Genomic DNA, 21116 nt, shown 5'->3' on the forward strand with positions numbered 1-21116 from the left:
ATAAACGTGGTTGAGCACTGGCCCGCCCGGCCCATCGGCGTCACCATGATAGGCACGACCGCATGACGGGAGCCTGTCGCATGGACACCCCCACCCTCGAGCTCGACGCCCCGGTGGGCGTGATCGCCGACACCCACGGCACGCTGCGCGACGAGGCGCTGGCGATGCTGCAGGGCTGCGGGCTGATCGTGCACCTCGGCGACGTGGGCGGCCGGGCCCGGGACGAGGCGATCCTCACGCGGCTCGCCGAGCTGGCGCCGGTCCACGCCGTGCGCGGCAACGTCGACACCGCGGCCTGGGCCGAGGCGTTGCCCTGGCACCGGGACCTGGTGGTCAACGGCTGGCGCCTGCACCTGGTGCACGACATCGCCGACTTCGCCCCCGGGACGCCCTGCGACGCCGTGCTCCACGGCCACTCCCACAAGGCGCGCAACGAATGGCATGACGGCCGATTGCTGTTCAACCCCGGCGGCGCCGGCCGGCGCCGCTTCTCGCTGCCGCTGACCCTGGGCAAGCTGTGGGCCGAGGAGACGGCCCTGCGCGGCGCCATCCTGCACCTGCCCCGCTAGACACGATGGATTGACCTGCCCCGCCTCAACGTCGTGGGTTACGTTGAAGTTGAGGCAACAACACAGAGCCACTATTGAGGGAGGCAGGTCATGAAACAGTCTAACGCAACTCAGCCGGCCGTTGATCAGCGCGCTATCGCCGAGCGGCTCAACGCCGCCAGCGACACCCATGCCGCCTACATCGGCCTGGACGTGCACCAGGCCAGCATCTCCGTGGCCATCGCCGAGGCGGGGCGTCAGGCGCCCGAGTCCCGCGGCGAGATCCCCAACGATCCCAAGGCCATCGGCCAGCTGATTCGCCAACTGAGCCAACGCTTCGAGGGGCAGCCGTTGCTGTTCAGCTACGAGGCCGGCCCCTGCGGCTATGGGGTCTACCACCAGGTCCAGCTCAGTGGCCATGACTGTGAGGTGGTCGCCCCGTCCTTGATCCCTCAGCGTGCCGGGGATCGCGTCAAGGCCGACCGGCGAGACGCACAGATGTTGGCACGCCTGTCGCGCTCCGGCGAGCTCACCCCGGTGTGGGTCCCCACGCCGGAGCAGGAGGCGATTCGCGACCTGACACGGGCCCGTGAAGACATGAAGGCCATCGAGCTCAAGGCGCGGCAGCGACTGGGGGCCTTCCTGCTACGGCATGGCAAGGTCTATCCCGGCAAGAGCAAGTGGGGCCAGGCGCATTTCCGCTGGCTGGAGACCGTTCGCTTCGACACCCCGGTTCAGCAGATCGTGCTGGAAGAGTACGTGGATGCCGTGAAGGACGCCCAGCGTCGCGTGGCCGGCCTGGAGGAGCAGATGGAGGCTGCGTTGCCGGGCTGGTCGCTGGCGGCAGTGGTTGAGGCGGTACAGGCAATGCGCGGCGTGAGCCTGATCACGGCCATGACGGTGCTCGCCGAACTCGGTGACATCAGCCGCTTCGACTCGCCCCGTCAGCTGATGGCCTACCTGGGGCTCGTTCCCAGCGAGCACTCCAGCGGCGGCAGTCGGCGCCAGGGCGGTATCACCAAGACCGGCAATGGCCATGTGCGACGCGTGCTGGTGGAAGCCGCCTGGAGCTACCGCTTCCCGGCGCGCAAGACGCGCATCATTCAGCGGCGGGCGGAGAAGACCTCGCCAGCGGTTCAAGCCATCGCCTGGGAGGCCCAGAAACGACTGTGCGGGCGTTACCACCGACTGGCCGCCACGGGCAAGGTGGCGCAGCAGGTCACCACGGCGGTGGCCCGAGAACTGGCGGGGTTCCTGTGGGCCATCGTCTGCGAAGCCATGAGCAAGCCGCACGGCAGCCGAGCGACCGCATGACGATGTCCCCGTGTCTACGTGTCAGGGAGCGTCGGGCCGGTGGGAGAACCCCTGAGGCTCCTATGAGGCCCCCACTCTCCGGGGTTGGGTGACCCTCGCTTCTAGACCAGGGTAGCTCCGCGACGAAGTGATGAAAGGTCGGTACCCGACCCACGAATACCAGAGAGATCCACCGTCGCTGATAGCCCTTCGCTTCCTGACCCGTAGGCACTGAAGACAACCGCATGCACCCGAGACAACCGAACCCTTGACAGGTCAATCCATACCAGGAGCCTGTCGGGCTTAACGCTGATCTACTGCGAATCCCGGGCTTTCGGCCAACTTCATTCGATCCATTTCGTTAAATAGCACGCTATTCGCCTCAATCGATCGATGAATTTGACTCGAAATCCGTGATTCTCGTGACGATCGGCCAAACCCGACAGGCTCCTAGGGCGGCTCCTTCACGCGTGTTGGGTCTCCGCAGTACAACCCAGGATCGTGGTGGATGCGCTGACGCTTATCCCCCCTACCCCTGAGTCCGGGATCGGAGATTCGTCTGATTTTTCCCGTCGTCGCGTTGACTGCCTCGGGTCCCCTGCCTAGGCAGATCGATAGGCCCCCTTGCCAGGCGCCCGGGCGCCTGGCGTTCGAGGCTTACCGCAAGGGGGAGCGGCGACGTGCAGCAAGAACCGCAGGGGAGGGGATCATGACGGCGACAACGAGACACCTGGTGCTGGGGATCTGCCTGATGGGGGTCGCCTTGGGGGTGTCGGCGAATGAGCTGACCGGCGTCTACTGCGGCCGGGACGGTAGCGACATCCTGGTCGTCGATGACCGGGGGGAGAGGGTCGGGTTGACGTTCAGCTCCTGGCAGGGCGGAGGGCACCATTGCGGCAAGGGAAGGCTGACGGCGACCCGCCGCGGCGAGGCGTATGAGGTGACGGACGGGAGCTGTTCCCTGACCCTGTCCCGCGACGCGGCGGCCATCACCCTCGCGGCGACACCCTATGATGCCTGCAAGCGCCAGTACTGCGGTGCCCGGGCGGCGCTGGAGGCCATGAGCCTGCCGCTGTCGAGCCGCCGGCCCCTGCCGGCCCCCTTCGAGCAGATCTCGATCATGGAGACGCCGCTCTGCCGGTAGCCGCCAGGCGCCGACCCGGGATCCCGGATCGCGGGTCGGGGCTACTCCAGGTGGAAGGGCACCTCGCCGGCCTCATGGGCCAGCAGCCACTGCTTGCGGCCGATGCCGGCCGCGTAGCCGGTCAGCCGGCCGTCGCTGCCGATCACCCGGTGGCAGGGCACCACGATGGCCAGGGGATTCTTGCCGTTGGCGGCGCCCACGGCGCGCTGGCCGCCCTTGCAGCCGAGCTGCTCGGCGATCTCGGCGTAGCAGCGGGTCTCGCCGAAGGGGATGGTCGAGAGCGCCCCCCAGACGCGGCGCTGGAAGTCGGTGCCGCCGGGGGCCAGCGGCAGGTCGAACGCGCGACGGCTGCCGTCGAAGTACTCCTCGAGCTGGGCACGGGCCCGTTCGGTGAGCGAGTTGGGCCGGGCCGGCGCGTCTTCCTCCAGCACGAAGGCGATCTCGGTGAGCCCCGCCTCGTTGGCGCTCAGGCGGATCAGGCCCAGGGCCTCGGTCTCCGGCGGCCGGTAGTAGTCCAGGGCGTCATCGGTCATCGGCATGGCTCCTCCTGTGGGGGTGAGAGAGGTCCAGGGACCAGAGCTGCAGGGTCAGGTAGCTGCGCCAGGGCGCGGCGAGGGCCGGGTCGGCCCCGTCGAGCCGGTGCAGGGCCCGGCGCACGCCGGCATCGCCGTCCAGCCAGACGTCGGGGGCGCCGGTGCCGCGCAGGGCCGCGTAGTTCGCCGTCCAGGGGCCGATGCCCTTGAGGGCGGTCCAGTCGGCCGGTTCGTCGCTGGCCTCGTCTCCAGCGTACCAGGCCGCGAAGCGGCGCAGGGTATTCCGGCGCGCGCCGGGCATGGCCAGCCACGCCAGGTCGCTGGCGGCGATGGCGGTGGGGGTGGGGAAGTGGCGACGCTCGTCCCCGGCCGGCTCGCCCAGCTCCGCCACCAGGCGGCTGACCAGGCGGCGGGCGGCGACGATGGACACCTGCTGGCCGAGGATGGCGCGTACCCCGGCCTCGAAGGGCGACCAGACGCCGGGCAGGCGCAGGCCCTCGATCAGCGCGAGGCCGGGCAGGGCGCGGCCCAGGTGGGCCTCGATGGTGGCGGTGTCGGCGTCCAGGTCGAGCAGCCGGCGGATGCGGCGCACCACCGGCGCCAGGGCGCGCAGGTCGTCCAGCGCCAGGCGCACCCGGAAGGCGTGTCGCTCCGGGACGTGCTCGGCGGTGAACTCGCCTCGCGCCTCGCCCCAGCGGATCCGGCGACCGACATGCCGCTCGCCCACCCACTCCAGGCCCTCGATGGCGCGGTCGGCGTGGAAGTCCCGCAGGACCTCCCAGGCGTAGGGCGGGCGGTAGGCCAGCCACAGCGTCAGGTCCTCGTCGGCCTTCCCCGCCCGGCGGCGCAGGTCCCGGCGCGCCTGGCCGATGCGCTCGCGAAAGGCATCGTTGAAGCGGCGCAGGCTGCGAAAGCCGCTGGCGTAGGCGATGTCCGTGACCGGCAGGGTCGTCTGGTGGAGCAGCTGCTTGGCGAACAGGCACTGGCGGTGCTGGGCGTAGGCCTTGGGCGAGACGCCGAGATGGCGCTCGAACAGCCGGCGCAGGTAGCGCTCGCCGATGCCCAGCCGCCCGCACAGCTCGGTGAGCGTCCCCGCCTGAAGCGCGCCCTCGTCGATCAGCCGCAGGGCCCGCTCGAGTGTCGTATGGGTGCCCCGCCAGACGGGGGAGTCCGGCGCGCTGTCCGGTCGGCAGCGCAGGCAGGGGCGGAAACCGGCCTCGGCGGCGGCCAGGGCGTTGGCGAAATAGCGGACGTGGCCCTCCCGGGACGGGGTGGCGGGGCAGATCGGCCGGCAGTAGATGCCGGTGGTCGTCACGCCGACGACGAAGCGGCCATCGAAGCGGGCGTCCCGGGCCAGGCGGGCCTGGCGGCACTGGGCGGGGTCCAGCATGGCGGCGTTCCTCGATTCCGGCTCTTCCTCGCCAGTGTATCGCGCCTGGCGGAGAAGACTCGCCGGAATCGGCCCTCGAGGTGGGCGGCTCCCGGACCGGCTTCACCCCCCGGCCCGGCGCCGGGTCTCGCTGGGCGTCTCGCCGAACGTCTGGCGGTAGCGCTGGCTGAAGCGTCCCATATGGGTGAATCCCCAGCGCATGGCGGCCTCGGTGATCGAGGCGTTGCCGTCATCGGTCTGCAGCGCCGCCCGGACCCGTTGCAGGCGTACCTGGCGGAGATACTCCATCGGGCTCTGGTGGCGGAAATCGCGAAACCCGGCATACAGCGTTCGCAGGCTCACGCCGGCGGCCTCGGCCAGCAGCGCCGGCGTCAACGGCTCCTGGGCATGCCGCTCGATGTACTCCTCGACCCGCTTGACGTGGCGCGGCGCCAGGCGCCGCTCGCCCTGCTGCAACGCCTCGGTGTAGTTGTGGGGCTGGATCGCCAGCAGGGTGCCGATGACCAGCTGCTCGAGCTGGGGGGCGATCAGCGGTTGCCCGGGGGCGCCGGGCGATGCCTTGAGCAGCCGGGCCAGGTAGGCGATGAGGTGAAACCAGTTCGGGTCGTCCCGCCAGCGCAGCCCCGGCTGGAAGCACAGCGGCTCGCGCAGCGGGCGGCCGAGCTGACGGCTGCAGGCCAGATCCAGCGCCTCGCGCTCGATGCGCAGCATCAGCTGGTCGCAGTCGCCGCTCCAGCGCATCTCCAGCCGTTCCGTCGGGTTGAGCACCGAGGCCAGCGCCCCCGTCGAGTCGATGGCTTGCCGGTCGGCGAGGATCTCGGCCTGCCCGCAGACCGGCATCTGGATCAGGTAGAAGCGCTCGAGCCGTTCGGGATCGATCCGCACCTCGCGGCCGTAGGTCAGGCGGTTGAGCGAGACCTTGCCCAGGCCGACGGAGTGCAGCCGGGCCCTGAGGGGGCCGTCACCACAGAGGGTGTCCAGCCGGTGCGGCTTGAACACGCTGGAGACGTTCTCCTGGGCCTCTTCCAGGGCATCGGAGCTGAAGACCAGCCGACGGTCGTCCTCCAGCAGCGCCGATCGCAGCCAGCCGGGTATACGGTTTTCCGGTTTCATGGGGCTCTCCCTTGGGAAACACTCCGGAAATGCCTGCGCATGCAAATCGCTTCGTTGCGCGGTGCTCGAAAGCTCGCCTAACCCCTCGTTATGTCTCGCTTTCTGTGCTCCGTGCGCCTTGCGCTTCACTATGCTCGGCAATTTACTCAGCGTTTCCCTTGTTGTTGTTGTCATCCGCCCGGTCATGCCGGGTGGTGTCGCAGGGGTGTGGCCAGTATAAGCCCGCGATTTCTTGATCCAGGCCCTGCCGATGCACTTTCTGCACGGAACGGATAGCCGCTGCAGTAGCCGGCGCGTGCCGCCGGGGAGACCCGGCCTAAGGTGGACCTCGTGGATTCCAACAACAACCGAGGAGACACCACCATGGGCACCTCCATCGAGATCCGGGCGGCGGATGGCAGCGGCAGTTTCGGCGGGTATCTGGCGGTCCCGGCCGCCGGCAGCGGGCCGGGCATCGTGCTGCTGCAGGAGATCTTCGGCATCAACGCCACCATCCGCGAGATCGCCGATTACTACGCCGAGGAAGGCTATGTGGTGCTGGCGCCGGACCTGTTCTGGCGCCAGGAAGCGGGGGTCGAGCTGGGCTATGGCCCCGAGGACTGGCAGAAGGCCTTCGGCTTCTACCAGGGCTTCGACCAGGACCTGGGCGTGGCGGACATCGGCGCGGCCATCGAGACGCTGCGGTCCCGTCCCGAGTGCAGCGGCCCGGTCGGGGCACTGGGCTTCTGCCTCGGCGCTCGGCTCGCCTATCTCACCGCCTGCCGCTGCGACGTGGCGGCCGCGGTGGGCTACTACGGCATGGGCATCGAGCACCACCTGGACGAGGCGGACGCGATCCAGGGCCGGCTGGTGCTGCACTTCGCCGAGAACGACGAGTACTGCCCGGCGGCGGCGCGCCAGGACATCCAGGCCGCCCTGGCGGGCCGCGACAACATCGAGCTGTATCTCTATCCCGGCGTGGATCACGCCTTCGCCCGGCCGGGCTCCGAGCACTACCACAAGCCCTCGGCGCTGATGGCGCACCAGCGCTCCGTGGCGGCCTTCCGCCAGGCCATGGGCCCCCGCTACGACCTCTCCGCGCTGTGGGACAAGCACTGCGAGTACGAGTTCTCCACCCGCAACGTCGACGACACCATGGCGACCATGGTCGCCGAGCCCTACGTCAATCACATCCCGACCCTCACCGGCGGCGTCGGCTATCGGGACCTGTACCGCTTCTACAAGCACCACTTCGTCGACAGCAATCCGGACGATACCCGGCTGGTTCCCATCTCCCGGACCATCGGCGAGACCCAGATCGTCGACGAGCTGCTGTTCTGCTTCACCCATGACCGCGAGATCGACTGGCTGCTGCCGGGCATCGCCCCCACCGGCAAGTACGTCGAGATCCCCCTGGTGGCCATCGTCAAGTTCCGCGGCGACAAGCTCTACCACGAGCACATCTACTGGGATCAGGCCTCGGTGCTGGTGCAGATCGGGGTGCTCGATCCCCAGGGACTGCCGGTGGCCGGGCATGCGACCGCCGCCAAGCTGCTGGACGAGACGCGGCCGTCCAACGAGCTCATGGCCAAGTGGGCCGAGAGCGCCGAACGCTGAACGGGGAGGGGACCGAGATGGAAGACTTTCACGCACGCACCGTGGTCATCACCGGCGGCGCCACCCTGATCGGGCAAGCCGTGGCCGAGGCCTTCGTCGCCGCCGGCGCCGGCGTCGCCATCCTGGACATCGATGCCGAGGCGGGGGCCGCCCTGGCGGATCGCCTGGGGCCGAGGGCCTGCTTCCTCGCCACCGACATCACCGACGATGCCCGGCTGCAGGAGTCGGTCGAGACGGTCGAGGCGCGCTTCGGCGGCATCGATGCCCTGATCAACCTGGCCTGCAGCTACCTGGACGAGGGGGCGGCCTCCTCGCGCGCCGACTGGCTGACGGCCCTGGACATCAACCTCGTCAGCGCCGTGATGGCGTCCAAGGCCGTGCTGCCGGCAATGCGGCGGCGGGGGGGCGGCGCCATCGTCAACTTCAGCAGCATCTCGGCCCAGGCCGCCCAGACCGGACGCTGGCTCTATCCGGCCAGCAAGGCGGCCATCCGCCAGCTGACGCGCAGCATGGCCCTGGACTTCGCCGAGGAGGGCATCCGGGTCAACGCGGTCTCCCCGGGCTGGACCTGGTCGCGGCTGATCGAGGAGGTCAGCGGCGGCGACCGAGAGCGCACCGACGAGGTGGCGGGGGACTTCCACATGCTCGGCCGCGCCGGCGACCCGGAGGAGGTCGCCCAGGTGGTGCTCTTCCTCTGCTCGGATCGCGCCAGCTTCGTCACCGGCGCCGACTACGCCGTCGACGGCGGCTACTCGGCCCTGGGGCCCGAGCAGCGCGTGCCGGCGATTCCCCGACTGGCCGGCTGAGACCGGCCCAACCAGCCCGAGGCTGGCACAACAACAACCCATCGTGGAGATCATCATGACCCGACGCATTGCCATCGTAGGGGCCGGCCAGTCCGGCCTGCAGACCGGGATCGGCCTGCTGAAACACGGCTACCAGGTGACCCTGCTGTCCAACCGCACCGCCGAGCAGATCCGCGGCGGGCGGGTGATGTCGAGCCAGTGCATGTTCGACCGGGCGCTGCAGACCGAACGCGACCTGGGCCTGAACTTCTGGGAGCGCGACTGCCCGCCGGTCGAGGGCATCGGCATGACGGTGCCCGATCCCGACCGGGAAGGGGCCAAGGCGATCGACTGGGCGGCGCGCCTCGATCGCCCGGCGCAATCGGTCGACCAGCGCCTCAAGATGCCGGTGTGGATGGACGAGTTCGAACGGCTCGGCGGCGAGCTGGTGATCCGGGATGCCGGCATCGACGACCTGGAGGAGCTGGCCGCCTCCCACGACCTGGTGCTGGTGGCCGCCGGCAAGGGGGACATCGTGCGCCTGTTCGAGCGCGATGCCGAGCGGTCCCGCTTCGACAAGCCCCAGCGAGCCCTGGCGCTGACCTATGTGCAGGGCATGACGCCGCGCGAGCCCTTCTCCCGGGTGGCCTTCAACCTGATTCCCGGCGTCGGCGAGTACTTCGCCTTCCCGGCCCTGACCCTGAACGGTCCCTGCGAGATCATGGTGTTCGAGGGCATTCCCGGCGGCCCCCTGGACTGCTGGCAGGACGTCTCGACTCCCGAGCAGCACCTGGCCAGGAGCCTCGAGCTGCTGCGTACCTTCGCCCCCTGGGAGGCCGAGCGCTGCCAGGACGTCCAGCTCACCGACGACCAGGGCATCCTCGCCGGGCGCTTCCCGCCGACCGTGCGCCAGCCGGTCGCGACCCTGCCTTCCGGACGCCGGGTCATGGGCATCGCCGATGCGCTGGTGGTCAATGATCCGATCACCGGCCAGGGCTCCAACAACGGCGCCAAGTGCAGCCGCGTCTACCTCGACGCCATCCTGGCCCGAGGGGAGCAGGCCTTCGATGCCGACTGGATGCACGCCACCTTCGAGACGTACTGGGGCTATGCCAGGGACGTGGTGAGCTGGACCAACAGCCTGCTGCTGCCGCCCGAGGAGCACATCCTGAACCTGCTCGGCGCGGCGGAGGAGTCCCCGTCCCTGGCCTCGGTACTGGCCAACGGCTTCGACAACCCGCCCGATTTCCTCCCCTGGTGGCTGGATGCCCGGGCCTGCGATCACTTCGTCAACGACCATATGAAGAAGGGGGCCTGACATGACGACCCTGACGGCTTCGCCTCGCGCCGAGGCAACTCCGGCGATCGATGGCCGCGCCCTGCGCGACACCCTAGGCCGCTTCGCCACCGGCGTGACGATCGTCACCGCCCGGACCGAGGAAGGTGCCCCGGTGGGCATCACCGCCAACTCCTTCTCCTCGCTGTCGCTGGATCCGCCGCTGATCCTCTGGAGCCTGGCGCTCACGTCACCCAGCCTGCCGGCCTTCGCCGAGGGACGTGCCTTCGCGGTCAACATCCTCGGCCATCACCAGGATGCCCTGGCCATGCAGTTCGCCCGCCCGTCGGACGACAAGTTCGAGGGGGTGGCCCATCGCGACAACGCGGCGGGCGTGCCGCTGCTGGACGGGGCGCTGGCCCGGCTCGAATGTCGCGTGGAGTTCACCCGCATCGCGGGGGATCACCTGCTCATCGTCGGGCGGGTCCAGGCCTTCGCGACCGAGGAAGGGGAGCCCCTGCTGTTCTACCAGGGCGGCTTCCAGCGACTCAGCGCCTGAGCGACCCCGGGCTCCGCCTCGGCGGAGCCCGCTTCACCACAACGACGCAGAACAACAACGATCGGACGATCCTCATGACGCACTTATCGAAAGGCATGTCGGCCGGCATCGCCGGGCTGGCGCTGTCGCTGGCGACCGCCGCCCAGGCGACCGAGGGGGGCGGCTCGAGCTACCCCATGGGCGCGGAGAACTACCTGATGGGCGCCCTGCCGCCGCCGGGCCTCTATTCACTGCTGTATGCCAACCATTACGCCGCCGACGACTTCCGGGACGACGACGGCGACAGCCTGCCGATCGACTTCCGCCTGCGCGCGGACGTCCTGGCGCCGCGGCTGCTGTGGGTGACCGAGCGGCGCCTGCTGGGCGGGCAGCTGGCCTTCGCCGCGCTGCTGCCGCTGGTGGACCTGGACGTCTCGGTCAACGGCATGCAGGACAGCGACCGGGGCCTCGGCGACATCGACCTCACCGCGGCCCTGGCCTATCACCACGGTCCCACCCTGCACAGCGCGGTCGGCATCGATGTGATCGCGCCCACCGGGGAGTACGAGGCCGGCAGGCTGGCCAATATCGGCCGCAACTACTGGACGGTGCAGGGGGTCTATGCCGCCTCCCGGGTCGACCCGGACGGGCTTAATTGGGACTTCAAGCTGATGTACGACTACAACTTCGAGAACGAGGACACCGACTACCGCTCCGGCCAGGAGCTCCACGCCGACTATGCCCTGGGCTACGGCGTCCATCCGAACTGGGTGGTCGGCATCGGCGGCTATGCCTACAAGCAGATCACCGGTGACCGATTGAACGGCGTGGATATCGGCAACGAGGGACAGGCCTTCGCCATCGGGCCGTCCATCAAGCTGGATGCCGGCGAGGGCGCCTTCGTCTCGCTGAAATACGAGCGAGAGTTCTTCCTCGAGAACCGGCCGGACGGCGATGCCTGGTGGATCAAGGCGGCCTGGCCGCTGTAACCCCCGCCTCGCCAAGCCATCGAAAAGGGCACGTGCCATCGCCGATGGCGCGTGCCCTTTTCTTGGGAGGAACCACCACGGCGCCTTCCCTGGAGGCGCCGATGACCGGCCGTCAGTGATGGACGATCGGGCTTCCGCCGCCGGCGTGGCGGCCGATGGCCTGGGAGGGCCGCTCGCCGAAGCGCTTCTGGTATTCCTTGGAGAAGCGGCCGAGCTGCAGGAAACCGCAGTCCATGGCGATGCTGGAGACGCTCTCCCGCGGGCCGGCGTGCTCGAGGCGACGCTTCACCCAGTCGAAGCGCAGGTTGCGGAAGTGCGCGATGGGCGCGGTGCCGAAATGGGCATGGAAGTCCTGGTAGAGGCGTTCCCGGGAGACGCCGGAGGCCTTCTCCAGGTCGCCCAGGGTGAGCGGCTGGTCGAGGGACTCGCGCATCATCCGTTCGAGCTGGTCGAGGTAGCCCGGGCGCTCCTGCTGCCGGCCGTGCAGCTCGCCCGAGTAGTTGTGGGGCTGGGCGTAGAGCAGGCTGGTGATCAGGCTGTTCTCGAAGTTGCCCCAGACCTCCGGCAGGTCGCACAGCGAGCCCTCGGCGCCGAGCAGCTCCTGCAGGTGGGCGACCGTCTTCCACCAGTCGCCCAGATGGCCCTCGAGCGGCATCCTCGGGTCGAAGACCACCGGGGCCGTCACCTTGCGGCCGAGCAGCTGGCCGAGGCGGTGGTGCACCGCCTCGCGGGACAGGCGAACCAGCTGCTTGCGGCAGTCCTCGCCGATGTTCAGGTGCAGTGGCTGGTTGGGCGAGATGATCGCCCCGACCTGACGGTCCGAGGCGAACTCCTGTCGCGCGTATTCGATGTGCTGCTCGCCGGACAGCGGCAGGCTGATGCTGTAGCTGTGGGCCAGGTCGTCGACCCGGATGTTGACCCGGGTCGAGTACTCGATGATGCCGAGGGCCACGTTGCCGAGCGCCGTGCCCTCGTGCCGGAAGGCCAGCTCCCGAGGCCGGGGGACCTCGAGCTCGTGGGGGCCGTTGATGCCCCGCATCCAGCGGCAGGCATCCGAGGGGTCATGGATCAGGGTGGCGATCCGTTGGCGAGTCGATACGTGGGGCGCGAGTGTCATACGGTCTCCTCGCCTCCAGGGGCCGGGCCGCTTGTCACGGCTTCTTGTGGGGTCGTCGGGACCCATCGCCAGAGGCTGGTGTGTTCGCTTGTCAGTCTTGTCGTTCGTATGGCGAACTTTATAGGGCGAAGTATAGCACCTTTATGCCATATCTCCATTCGCTTGGGTCAAGGCCCGGCCGGCTTTTCGTCCGGTCCTCGACCAAAGTCTATCGCTGCCGGCCGCCGTCCGGAGGCGCGTTCCGGCGGGGTGCAAGAAGAAGTGCATAGCGTTGGCCGAAGAAGCGAATAGTGGGGGCGTCATCCCCCCGCCTAAGTTGGGTCACACCACGACAAGCAACAAGACGGTGATGACCGATGACAGCACAACGCTCTATTCCCGAGTGGCAGCAATTCGTCGAGAACTGTCTCGATTTCCGCCCCGACGAAGGCGTCTACCAGATGGCTCGGGAGATGTTCACCGACGAGGCCCTGTTCGACCTGGAGATGGAACTCATCTTCGAGAAGCAGTGGATCTTCGCCTGCCACGAGAGTCAGATCCCGAACAACAACGACTTCATCACCATGCAGGCCGGTCGCCAGCCGATGATCATCGCGCGCGACGCCAAGGGGCAGTTGCGCGCCCTGGCCAACACCTGCCAGCATCGTGGCGCGACCCTGGTGCGCACCGAGTGCGGCAACCAGTCCACCTACACCTGCCCCTTCCACGCCTGGTGCTACAAGTCCGACGGCCGCCTGGTCAAGGTCAAGGCGCCGAGCGAGTACCCGGCGGACTTCGACAAGTCGAGCCGCGGCCTCAAGCAGGCACGCATCGCGAGCTACAAGGGCTTCGTCTTCATCAGCCTCGACACCGAGGGCACCGACAGCCTCGAGGATTTCCTCGGCGATACCCGGCTGTTCTTCGACATGATGGTCGAACAGGCCGAGGACGGTGAGCTGGAGGTGCTGCCGGGCAAGTCCACCTACACCTTCAACGGCAACTGGAAGCTGCAGAACGAGAACGGCCTGGACGGCTATCACGTCAGCACCGTCCACTACAACTACGTCTCCACCGTGCAGCATCGCCGCGAGCTCGAGGCGCAGAAGCACGGCGGCGGAGACACCCTCGACTACAGCAAGCTGGGCGCCGGCGACAAGGACACCGACGACGGCTGGTTCTCCTTCAAGAACGGTCACAGCCTGCTGTTCAGCGACATGCCCAATCCCCAGGTGCGTCCCGGCTACGCCACCGTGATGCCGCGGATGCTCGAGAAGCATCCCCAGGAACGCGCCGAGTGGACCATGCACCGCCTGCGCAACCTGAACATCTACCCGAGCCTGTTCTTCATGGACCAGATCAGCTCCCAGCTGCGCATCGTGCGGCCGGTGGCCTGGAACAAGACCGAGGTCATCAGCCTGTGCCTGGGCGTGAAGGGCGAGTCCGACGCCGACCGGGAGAACCGCATCCGCCAGTTCGAGGACTTCTTCAACGTCTCCGGCATGGGCACCCCCGACGACCTGGTGGAGTTCCGCGAGCAGCAGCGCGGCTTCCAGGCCCGCGCCTCCCGCTGGAGCGACATCTCCCGGGGCCACCAGGACTGGCAGTACGGCGAGACCCACAACAGCAAGGTGCTCGGCATCCAGCCGGTGATCACCGGCACCGAGTTCACCCACGAAGGGCTCTACGTCAACCAACACGGGACCTGGCAGCGGCTGCTGCTCGAGGGCCTCGAAAAGAAAGCACTCAAGCTCCAGGAGGTGTAAGCCATGAGTCTTCAGCAATCCATCGAGCAGTTCATGTACCGCCTGGCCGAGCTCTGCGACGACCGCGACTGGGACGGCTACCTCGAGCAGTTCGCGCCGGAGTGCGAGTTCCATATCCCGCAGTGGAAGAACGAGTACGAGCTGACCCGCGACCCCAAGCGCGAGATGTCGCTGATGTACTACGCCGACCGCACGGGCCTGGAGGACCGCGTCTTCCGACTGTGCACCGGCAAGTCCGCGGCCTCCACGCCGATGCCGCGGACCCTGCACCTGATCGACAACGTGCGCTGCGAGGAGCAGGGCGACGGCATCGTCCAGGTGCGGGTCAACTGGGTGACCCACTTCTACCGCTTCGGCGAGAGCAACCACTTCTTCGGCACCGCCGACTACACCCTGCGTGGCGAGGGCGACAGCTGGAAGGTCCTGCGCAAGCACACCGTGCTGCTCAACGACAAGATCGACTCCGTGCTGGATTTCTACCACGTCTGAGTTTCGCTGGAGGGCGAGTCATGCATAACACAGCCGCCATCGTCTTTCGGGACGGCATCACGCGCTTCGTCAAGGTCGACAGGAACGAGCTGCTGATGGACGCCGCCCAGCGTCACGGGGTCAACCTGCCGGTGGACTGTCGGGAAGGGGTCTGCGGGACCTGCCGCTGCCTGCGCGAGGCCGGCGAGGTCGACGTCGAGTACATCGACGAGGAGGCGCTGACCGAGGAGGAGATCGCCGAGGGCCACGTGCTGGCCTGCCAGACCCGGCTGCTCTCCCACCACGGCTCCTTCTACTTCGACGTGGACTCCGGCGTGTGCAGCGTGGCCACCGAGGTCCACGACGGCACCGTCAGCGAGGTGAAGCAGGTCTCCGATGCGGCCGCCATTCTGGAGATCGCCCTGGACGACCCCGCCCAGGCGCTGCAGTACCTGCCCGGCCAGTATGCGCGCCTCGAGGTGCCGGGCTCCGACGAATGGCGGGCCTACTCCTTCGCCACCTCCACGGTGAAGGACGGCAAGCTGCGTTTCCTGATTCGCCTGCTGCCCAGCGGAGTGATGAGCGACTACCTGCGCGATCGCGCCAAGCCGGGCGATGCCATCTCCCTGGAAGCCCCGCTGGGGGCCTTCTACCTCCGCGAGGTGGAGCGTCCCCTGCTGATGGTCGCCGGCGGCACCGGGCTCTCGGCCTTCCTCGGCATGCTGGAGCGCATCGAGGAGAACGGCGATGGCGACCGGCCGATCCGGCTCTGCTACGGCGTGACCCAGGAAGCCGATCTCAGCGAGCTCGATCGCCTGGATCGCTTCACCGAGGTGCTGCCCGACTTCGCCTTCGAGACCATCGTGATGAATCCTTCCGAGGCCTGGCAGGGCAGGAAGGGCGTGGTCTGCGACCTGTTCGACCTGGACTTCCTGGCCCAGCCCTTCGACGCCTACCTGTGCGGGCCGCCGCCGATGATCGAGGCCTCGAAGCAGTGGCTCGAGGAACGCGAGGTCGGCGAGCACCGGGTGTTCTTCGAGAAGTTCGTCTCGAGCTGATCGCCCTACGGCCGGCGGACGGCGCGCCGCCGGCCGGATCCTCCACGACCCGCTCCCCGAGCGGAGCCCCGAGACGAGCCACATGGAGCTCCCCATGTCCGACATCCTGATCCAAGACGTCGAGACGCTGCTGGTCGACCTGCCGGCCATCCGTCCGCACAAGCTGTCGATGACCACCATGGCCTGCCAGACGATGGTCATCATCCGCCTGCGGTTGTCCGACGGCACCGAGGGCCTGGGCGAGGCCACCACCATCGGTGGCCTGAGCTACGGCCCGGAGAGCCCCGAGGGCATCAAGCAGACCATCGACGGCTACCTGGCGCCGCTGCTGATCGGCCAGCCGTCCCACAACCTCAACGCCCTGCGGGCACGCCTGAACCGCCATGCCCGCGGCAACAGCTTCGCCAAGTCCGGCCTCGAGACCGCCCTGCTCGACGCCGAGGGCAAGCGCCGCGGCCTGTCGGTGGCGGCACTGCTGGGCGGGGCCCGGTGCGATCACCTGCCGGTGCTCTGGACCCTGGCCTCCGGCGATACCCAGAAGGACATCGACGAGGCCTTCCAGCGCCTCGAGGAGCGCCGTCACTGCGACTTCAAGTTGAAGATCGGTGCCAACCCGGTGGACCAGGACGTGCGTCACGTCGGTGCCATCAAGGCGGCGCTGGGGGATCGGGCGAGCGTGCGGGTCGACGTCAACCAGGCCTGGGACGAGGCCACCGCGGCCCGCGGCATCGACGCCCTCGAGGCCGCCGGCATCGACCTCATCGAGCAGCCGATCCCGGCCCGGGAGTTCGCCGGCCTGGCGCGGCTGGCAAGCCGCTTCGTGGTGCCGATGCTGGCCGACGAGGCGGTCCACGACGCCCGCGACGGCTTCACCCTGGCCGCCTGCGGCTTCGGCGATGCCTTCGCCCTGAAGATCGCCAAGGCCGGCGGGCCGCGCAGCGTCCTGGAGCTGGCCCATGTGGCCCAGGCCGCCGGCATCAGCCTCTACGGCGGCACCATGCTGGAGGGCACCATCGGCACCGCGGCCTCCCTGCATGCCTGGTCGACCCTCGGCGAGCTGACCTGGGGCACTGAGATGTTCGGCCCGCTGCTGCTCAAGGACGACATCGTCGCCGAGCCGCTGAACTACCACGAGTTCGGCGTCGACCTGCCGGCCGGTCCCGGGCTCGGCATCCGCCTCGACGAGGACAAGCTCAACCACTATCGGCGCCGCGACTGAGCGCGCCCTGCATCCCAAGGAGACGCCCATGCTCTTCCAGGTGGAAATGACCGTGAAGCTGCCGCCGGACATGCCGGCTGAGCAGGCCGCCGAGATCAAGGCCAAGGAAAAGGCCTACGCCCAGGAGCTGCAGCAGGCCGGCAAGTGGCGGCACCTGTGGCGGGTCGCCGGCAGCTACGCCAACGTCAGCATCTTCGACGTCGAGGACAACGCCGAACTGCAGGACCTGATCAGCAACCTGCCGCTGTTCCCCTACATGGAGATCCGCGTCAAGCCGCTGTGCCGTCACCCGTCCTCGATCCGCGAGGACGATTCCTGAATCACGGAGGACGCCGGCCGGCGTCGCCGGCCGTCGAACAGACGACAACAACCGAGGAAACGACCATGACCGTGAAGATCTTCGAGACCCCCGAAGTGCAGGACTTCCTGAAGGCCGTCGCCGGCTTCGACCAGGACGGCGGCAGCGAACGCGCCAAGCAGATCCTGCATCGCCTGCTGTCCGATCTCTACCGCCTGATCGACGACTACGACGTCACGCCCGAGGAGTTCTGGACCGCCGTCAGCCAGCTGAACGCCCTCGGCCAGGGCACCCAGTTCGGCCTGCTGGCCCCGGGGCTCGGCTTCGATCACTACCTGGACATGCGCATGGACGCCGCCGACGCCGAGGCCGGCCGTACCGGCGGCACCCCGCGCACCATCGAGGGCCCGCTCTACGTGGCCGGCGCCCCCGAGCTCCAGGGCTCCGGGCGCATGGACGACGGCAACGACCCCGACGCCGAGGCGATGTGGCTGACCGGCCAGGTGCGCGACACCGACGGCCACCCGGTCGCCGGGGCCAAGGTCGAGGTGTGGCACGCCGACTCCAAGGGCGGCTACTCCTTCTTCGATCCCTCGCAGAGCGAGTACAACCTGCGTCGCACCATCATCACCGATGCCGAGGGCCGCTACGCGGTGCGCAGCATCATCCCCTCCGGCTACGGCTGCCCGCCGGACAGCCCGACCCAGCAGGTGCTCGACCTGCTCGGCCGCCACGGCCAGCGCCCGGCGCACATCCACTACTTCATCTCGGCCCCGGGTCACCAGCACCTGACCACCCAGATCAACCTGGCCGGCGATCCCTACACCTACGACGACTTCGCCTTCGCCACCCGCGAGGAGCTGGTGGTGCCGGGCCAGCGGATCGAGGACGCCGCCGAGGCCGAGAAGCGCGGCTTCGAGGGGCCCTTCACCGAGGTGGTGTTCGACATCGAGCTGTCGAAGACCGATGCCCCCGAGCTGCAGCATCGCCACAAGCGTCCGCGGGCCAAGGAAGACGAGCAGGACCAGGCCAGCCAGCAGGCCGCCGCGGCCAAGGTGTAACGCTTCCCGTGTCGATAGCCGGCCCTCCGGGGCCGGTTACATCAGGCAGGACTACAACAACAGAGGCACTCCGATGAACAAGCTCAAGACCCTGATGACGGCCGCCGTGGCGGCTTCGCTCTCCGTCACCGCCTTCACCGCCCAGGCCCGGGACTTCCGGCTCGGCCTGATCACGCCCCAGTCGCATATCTGGACCCAGGAGGCCGAGGGCTTCGCCGAGACCCTGGCCGAGCGTTCCGGCGGGGAACACAGCGTCAGCACCTTCCCCGCCCAGCAGCTGGGTACCGAGGCACAGATGGTCCAGCAGCTCCAGGCGGGCTCCCTGGACATGGCCTTCCTGACCATCGCCGAGGTCTCCAACCGCATCCCGGACTTCGGCGCCCTCTACGCGCCCTTCCTGGTGGAGGACATCGATCACGCCGCCGCCCTGCTGCGCTCCGATACCGCGGCGGACCTGCTGGAGATGATGCCGTCGCACACCGGCCTGGTGGGCGTGGGCTACGGCATGGCCGGCATGCGCCAGATCCTCAGCCGCGAGCCCATCGACTCCGCCGAGGACCTGAGCGGGCTCAAGGTGCGCATCACGCCCTTCGACCCGATCCGCGACTTCTATGCCGCCGCCGGCGCGGCCCCTACGCCGTTGCCGCTGCCCGCCGTCTATGATGCCCTGGCCAACGGCCAGGTCGACGCCATCGACATGGATTACGATGCCATCCGCCTGCTCAAGTTCTACGAGCAGGCCGACAACCTGGTGATCTCCAACCACATGATCTTCCCCATGGTGGCGGTGATCTCCGGGCGCGTCTGGGCCCAGCTCGACGGCGAGGATCGCGAGATGATCCGCAGCGCCATGGCCGAGCACGCCGACAACGTCATGACCCGCTTCCAGGAGAACCACGAGGCCTGGGGCCAGGACCTGCGCAGCCAGGACATCACCGTCAACGAGGTCGGTCCCGACTTCTTCGACGACGCCATCGCCAAGTGGGAAGGCGTCTGGGCCCCCAAGGCCCCGTCGCTGGCCAAGCTGCGCGAGACGGCCGCCGAACTCGCCGAGTGATCCCCGCCCGATCCTGTCACCGCCCCGGCCCTGCGCCGGGGCTCCCCGGAGGCTGCCATGCTCAAACGACTCTCGTCCGGCATCGCCCGCTGTGAGGGGGCCATCGCGGCGGCGCTGGCGGCGGTGATCAGCCTGCTGATCCTGCTCAACATCGCCACTCGCGCGCTGGGCCATGCCCTCTACTGGACCGACGAACTGGCCATCCACGCCATGATCTGGATGACCTTCTTCACCACCTCGGCGGTGCTCAAGCGTCGCGAGGGCGTCGCCGTGACGCTGCTGGTCGATGCCCTGCCGAACGGCATGCGGCAGGGGCTGCACCTCTTCGTCGACGCCATGGTGCTGTTCTTCGCGCTCTTCCTGGCCGTGCTGTGCTGGCGCTGGTACGACCCGGCGACCCTCTGGGCCACCGGCTTCGACATCCAGGCCTTCCAGGGGGAGACCTTCAACTTCATGTATTCCGAAACCTCGCGCACGCTGGGCATTCCCAAGTTCTGGGTCTGGCTGTGCCTGCCCATCTTCTCCGTCTCGCTGAGCCTGCATGCCGTGGTCAACCTGATCGACGGCCTGAAGGGCCTGGCGGGCGCGGAAAGGAGGCTCGCATGACTCTCGTCGTCTTCGCCGTGCTGCTGCTGGGCGCGGTGCCCATCGCCCTGGTGCTGGCGCTCACCGCCGCCTGGTACATCGCCGATTCGGGCAACACCCTGCTGTTCGCGTCCTATCCCCAGCAGTTGTATGGCGCGATGGAAAATTACGGGTTACTTGCTATCCCGCTGTTCATGCTCGCCGGCGAGCTGATGAACGAGGGCGGGCTGACCCGGCGGCTGATCGACCTGGCGCGGATCCTGGTCGGCGGCTTCCGTGGCGGCCTGGTCTACATCAACCTCGTCGCCAACATGATGATGGCCGCCATCGTCGGCTCGGCGGCCTCGCAGATCGCCATCATGTCCCGGGCCATGGTCCCGGCCATGGAGGCCGACGGCTACGACAAGCCCTATGCCGCGGCCATCACCGCCGCCGGCGGGCTGCTGTCGCCGATCATTCCGCCGTCGATGCTGTTCGTGCTCTACGGGGTGATGGCCCAGGTGCCGATCGCCGACATGTTCATCGCCGGCATCATCCCGGGGCTGCTGATGGGCGGGCTCTTCTTCCTGGCCATCGCCGCGGTGGGCCTGGTGCAGCAGTATCCCCAGGGCCAGTGGCCGAGCCGCGCGCAGGCCAGGCGCTTCCTGCTGATGGGCCTGCCGGCCATGACCATCCCGCTGATCATCATCGGCGGCATCCTGGCCGGGCTGGCCACGCCCACCGAATCCGCGGCCCTGGCCTCGCTGGCGGCGCTGCTGATCGGCCGCTTCGTCTACCGCGACCTGACCTTCGCCAAGCTGCCGGAGATCCTGCGGCGCACCGCCTTCAACGCCGGCCTGGTGATCATGCTGATCGCCGCCGCCGGGGTGTTCGGCTGGGTAATCGTCTACGAGCAGCTGCCGCAGATGGCCGCCGCCTGGATCGCCGGGCTGACCGAGGATCCCTTCGCCTTCCTGATGCTGGTGGTGGGCATCCTGCTGCTGGTGGGGATGATCGTCGACGGGATCGCCGCGCTGATCCTGGTGGTGCCGATCCTGCTGCCGATCGCCCAGACCCAGTTCGACATCACCGCCTACCAGTTCGGGGTGGTGGTGTGCCTGACGCTGGTGCTGGGGCTGCTGACGCCGCCGGTGGGGGCGGGGCTGTTCATCGGCTCGTCGATGACCGGGGTGCCGCCGCTGAAGATCTTCCGTGCGTTGTGGCCCTTCCTGCTGATGAGCCTGCTGGCGCTGGTGCTGCTGGCCTGGCAGCCCTGGTTGACCCTGGCGCTGGTCGGATGATCACTCGAGGCGAAGGAGGTGAACGC

Annotated in this window: 21 protein-coding genes; 17 read left to right on the plus strand and 4 right to left on the minus strand. The window is 68.5% G+C overall.

The window, feature by feature from the left end; genetic code table 11:
* Positions 1–80: 80 nt before the first annotated feature.
* The 3 genes from BEI_RS02760 to BEI_RS02770 all read left to right on the plus strand — a co-directional run bounded on the left by BEI_RS02760 (position 81) and on the right by BEI_RS02770 (position 2985).
* On the plus strand, positions 81–569 hold the full coding sequence (locus tag BEI_RS02760; protein WP_097788071.1) for a metallophosphoesterase family protein: 489 nt from the start codon (positions 81–83) through the stop codon (positions 567–569).
* Between the two features lie 90 nt (positions 570–659).
* The gene (locus BEI_RS02765) at positions 660–1862 is read left to right on the plus strand and encodes an IS110 family RNA-guided transposase (RefSeq protein ID WP_227644551.1); all 1203 of its coding nucleotides are present in this window, start codon (positions 660–662) and stop codon (positions 1860–1862) included.
* A gap of 688 nt (positions 1863–2550) precedes the next feature.
* On the plus strand, positions 2551–2985 hold the full coding sequence (locus BEI_RS02770; RefSeq protein ID WP_097788072.1) for a hypothetical protein: 435 nt from the start codon (positions 2551–2553) through the stop codon (positions 2983–2985).
* A 41-nt stretch (positions 2986–3026) separates the two neighbouring features.
* On the opposite strand, the gene BEI_RS02775 is transcribed toward BEI_RS02770, so the two are convergent.
* From BEI_RS02775 to BEI_RS02785, 3 genes are all read right to left on the minus strand, one after another.
* Positions 3027–3524, minus strand: coding sequence for a methylated-DNA--[protein]-cysteine S-methyltransferase (locus tag BEI_RS02775; RefSeq protein ID WP_379802133.1), 498 nt, complete (start codon positions 3522–3524; stop codon positions 3027–3029).
* Positions 3508–4908 carry an AlkA N-terminal domain-containing protein gene (locus BEI_RS02780; RefSeq protein ID WP_097788073.1) on the minus strand — a complete coding sequence of 467 codons (1401 nt, stop codon included), beginning with the start codon at positions 4906–4908 and terminating at the stop codon, positions 3508–3510. The genes BEI_RS02775 and BEI_RS02780 overlap by 17 nt, the downstream gene beginning before the upstream one ends.
* 102 nt (positions 4909–5010) lie before the next feature.
* A complete protein-coding gene (locus BEI_RS02785; RefSeq protein WP_097788074.1) occupies positions 5011–6021 on the minus strand; it encodes an AraC family transcriptional regulator in 1011 nt (336 codons plus the stop codon).
* 363 nt (positions 6022–6384) lie between these two features.
* Here BEI_RS02785 and BEI_RS02790 point away from each other — a divergent pair, with 363 nt between their 5' ends.
* From BEI_RS02790 to BEI_RS02810, 5 genes are all read left to right on the plus strand, one after another.
* Positions 6385–7617 carry a dienelactone hydrolase family protein gene (locus tag BEI_RS02790; protein WP_097788075.1) on the plus strand — a complete coding sequence of 411 codons (1233 nt, stop codon included), beginning with the start codon at positions 6385–6387 and terminating at the stop codon, positions 7615–7617.
* Between the two features lie 17 nt (positions 7618–7634).
* On the plus strand, positions 7635–8423 hold the full coding sequence (locus BEI_RS02795) for an SDR family oxidoreductase (RefSeq protein WP_097790983.1): 789 nt from the start codon (positions 7635–7637) through the stop codon (positions 8421–8423).
* 55 nt (positions 8424–8478) lie between these two features.
* Entirely contained in the window at positions 8479–9720 is a 1242-nt protein-coding gene (locus BEI_RS02800; RefSeq protein WP_097788076.1) for a styrene monooxygenase/indole monooxygenase family protein, read from the plus strand.
* A gap of 1 nt (position 9721) precedes the next feature.
* Positions 9722–10237: a flavin reductase family protein gene (locus BEI_RS02805; protein WP_097788077.1), complete on the plus strand. Its 516-nt coding sequence runs from the start codon at positions 9722–9724 to the stop codon at positions 10235–10237.
* Between the two features lie 74 nt (positions 10238–10311).
* Positions 10312–11205 (plus strand): SphA family protein, encoded by an 894-nt coding sequence (locus BEI_RS02810; protein ID WP_227644552.1) that lies wholly within the window; start codon positions 10312–10314, stop codon positions 11203–11205.
* Positions 11206–11317: 112 nt separating this feature from the next.
* Here BEI_RS02810 and BEI_RS02815 read toward each other — a convergent pair whose 3' ends face one another.
* Positions 11318–12322, minus strand: a complete 1005-nt coding sequence (locus BEI_RS02815) for an AraC family transcriptional regulator (protein ID WP_193765148.1) — start codon at positions 12320–12322, stop codon at positions 11318–11320.
* Positions 12323–12678: 356 nt separating this feature from the next.
* Between BEI_RS02815 and antA the strand changes: the two genes are divergently transcribed.
* From antA to BEI_RS02860, 9 genes are all read left to right on the plus strand, one after another.
* On the plus strand, positions 12679–14064 hold the full coding sequence (gene antA / locus BEI_RS02820) for an anthranilate 1,2-dioxygenase large subunit (RefSeq protein WP_097788080.1): 1386 nt from the start codon (positions 12679–12681) through the stop codon (positions 14062–14064).
* Positions 14065–14067: 3 nt separating this feature from the next.
* Entirely contained in the window at positions 14068–14553 is a 486-nt protein-coding gene (antB, locus tag BEI_RS02825) for an anthranilate 1,2-dioxygenase small subunit (RefSeq protein ID WP_097788081.1), read from the plus strand.
* Positions 14554–14573: 20 nt separating this feature from the next.
* Complete coding sequence (gene antC, locus BEI_RS02830) at positions 14574–15590, plus strand: anthranilate 1,2-dioxygenase electron transfer component AntC (RefSeq protein WP_097788082.1); 1017 nt, start codon at positions 14574–14576, stop codon at positions 15588–15590.
* 94 nt (positions 15591–15684) lie between these two features.
* Entirely contained in the window at positions 15685–16809 is a 1125-nt protein-coding gene (locus BEI_RS02835) for a muconate/chloromuconate family cycloisomerase (RefSeq protein ID WP_097788083.1), read from the plus strand.
* 28 nt (positions 16810–16837) lie between these two features.
* Entirely contained in the window at positions 16838–17128 is a 291-nt protein-coding gene (gene catC, locus BEI_RS02840) for a muconolactone Delta-isomerase (RefSeq protein ID WP_097788084.1), read from the plus strand.
* 65 nt (positions 17129–17193) lie between these two features.
* On the plus strand, positions 17194–18168 hold the full coding sequence (catA, locus tag BEI_RS02845) for a catechol 1,2-dioxygenase (RefSeq protein ID WP_097788085.1): 975 nt from the start codon (positions 17194–17196) through the stop codon (positions 18166–18168).
* 73 nt (positions 18169–18241) lie between these two features.
* Positions 18242–19225, plus strand: a complete 984-nt coding sequence (locus BEI_RS02850) for a TRAP transporter substrate-binding protein (protein ID WP_097788086.1) — start codon at positions 18242–18244, stop codon at positions 19223–19225.
* A 57-nt stretch (positions 19226–19282) separates the two neighbouring features.
* Complete coding sequence (locus tag BEI_RS02855) at positions 19283–19831, plus strand: TRAP transporter small permease (RefSeq protein ID WP_097788087.1); 549 nt, start codon at positions 19283–19285, stop codon at positions 19829–19831.
* The gene (locus BEI_RS02860) at positions 19828–21090 is read left to right on the plus strand and encodes a TRAP transporter large permease (RefSeq protein ID WP_097788088.1); all 1263 of its coding nucleotides are present in this window, start codon (positions 19828–19830) and stop codon (positions 21088–21090) included. Before BEI_RS02855 ends, BEI_RS02860 begins: the two co-directional genes overlap by 4 nt.
* Positions 21091–21116: the final 26 nt, after the last annotated feature.

Origin of the sequence: Halomonas beimenensis, assembly GCF_002549795.1 — a bacterium.
In the GTDB taxonomy this organism is placed as follows: Bacteria; Pseudomonadota; Gammaproteobacteria; order Pseudomonadales; family Halomonadaceae; genus Halomonas; species Halomonas beimenensis.

Excerpts from the sequence above, each read along its gene's own strand:
- BEI_RS02800 (WP_097788076.1), top strand. The coding sequence starts at position 8,479 with ATGACCCGACGCATTGCCATCGTAGGGGCCGGCCAGTCCGGCCTGCAG.
- BEI_RS02805 (WP_097788077.1), top strand. The coding sequence starts at position 9,722 with ATGACGACCCTGACGGCTTCGCCTCGCGCCGAGGCAACTCCGGCGATC.
- BEI_RS02815 (WP_193765148.1), bottom strand. The coding sequence starts at position 12,322 with ATGACACTCGCGCCCCACGTATCGACTCGCCAACGGATCGCCACCCTG.
- BEI_RS02770 (WP_097788072.1), top strand. The coding sequence starts at position 2,551 with ATGACGGCGACAACGAGACACCTGGTGCTGGGGATCTGCCTGATGGGG.
- BEI_RS02785 (WP_097788074.1), bottom strand. The coding sequence starts at position 6,021 with ATGAAACCGGAAAACCGTATACCCGGCTGGCTGCGATCGGCGCTGCTG.
- antB (WP_097788081.1), top strand. The coding sequence starts at position 14,068 with ATGAGTCTTCAGCAATCCATCGAGCAGTTCATGTACCGCCTGGCCGAG.
- catC (WP_097788084.1), top strand. The coding sequence starts at position 16,838 with ATGCTCTTCCAGGTGGAAATGACCGTGAAGCTGCCGCCGGACATGCCG.
- BEI_RS02795 (WP_097790983.1), top strand. The coding sequence starts at position 7,635 with ATGGAAGACTTTCACGCACGCACCGTGGTCATCACCGGCGGCGCCACC.
- antA (WP_097788080.1), top strand. The coding sequence starts at position 12,679 with ATGACAGCACAACGCTCTATTCCCGAGTGGCAGCAATTCGTCGAGAAC.
- antC (WP_097788082.1), top strand. The coding sequence starts at position 14,574 with ATGCATAACACAGCCGCCATCGTCTTTCGGGACGGCATCACGCGCTTC.
- BEI_RS02765 (WP_227644551.1), top strand. The coding sequence starts at position 660 with ATGAAACAGTCTAACGCAACTCAGCCGGCCGTTGATCAGCGCGCTATC.
- BEI_RS02780 (WP_097788073.1), bottom strand. The coding sequence starts at position 4,908 with ATGCTGGACCCCGCCCAGTGCCGCCAGGCCCGCCTGGCCCGGGACGCC.
- BEI_RS02790 (WP_097788075.1), top strand. The coding sequence starts at position 6,385 with ATGGGCACCTCCATCGAGATCCGGGCGGCGGATGGCAGCGGCAGTTTC.
- BEI_RS02855 (WP_097788087.1), top strand. The coding sequence starts at position 19,283 with ATGCTCAAACGACTCTCGTCCGGCATCGCCCGCTGTGAGGGGGCCATC.
- BEI_RS02850 (WP_097788086.1), top strand. The coding sequence starts at position 18,242 with ATGAACAAGCTCAAGACCCTGATGACGGCCGCCGTGGCGGCTTCGCTC.
- BEI_RS02835 (WP_097788083.1), top strand. The coding sequence starts at position 15,685 with ATGTCCGACATCCTGATCCAAGACGTCGAGACGCTGCTGGTCGACCTG.
- catA (WP_097788085.1), top strand. The coding sequence starts at position 17,194 with ATGACCGTGAAGATCTTCGAGACCCCCGAAGTGCAGGACTTCCTGAAG.
- BEI_RS02775 (WP_379802133.1), bottom strand. The coding sequence starts at position 3,524 with ATGCCGATGACCGATGACGCCCTGGACTACTACCGGCCGCCGGAGACC.
- BEI_RS02860 (WP_097788088.1), top strand. The coding sequence starts at position 19,828 with ATGACTCTCGTCGTCTTCGCCGTGCTGCTGCTGGGCGCGGTGCCCATC.
- BEI_RS02810 (WP_227644552.1), top strand. The coding sequence starts at position 10,312 with ATGACGCACTTATCGAAAGGCATGTCGGCCGGCATCGCCGGGCTGGCG.
- BEI_RS02760 (WP_097788071.1), top strand. The coding sequence starts at position 81 with ATGGACACCCCCACCCTCGAGCTCGACGCCCCGGTGGGCGTGATCGCC.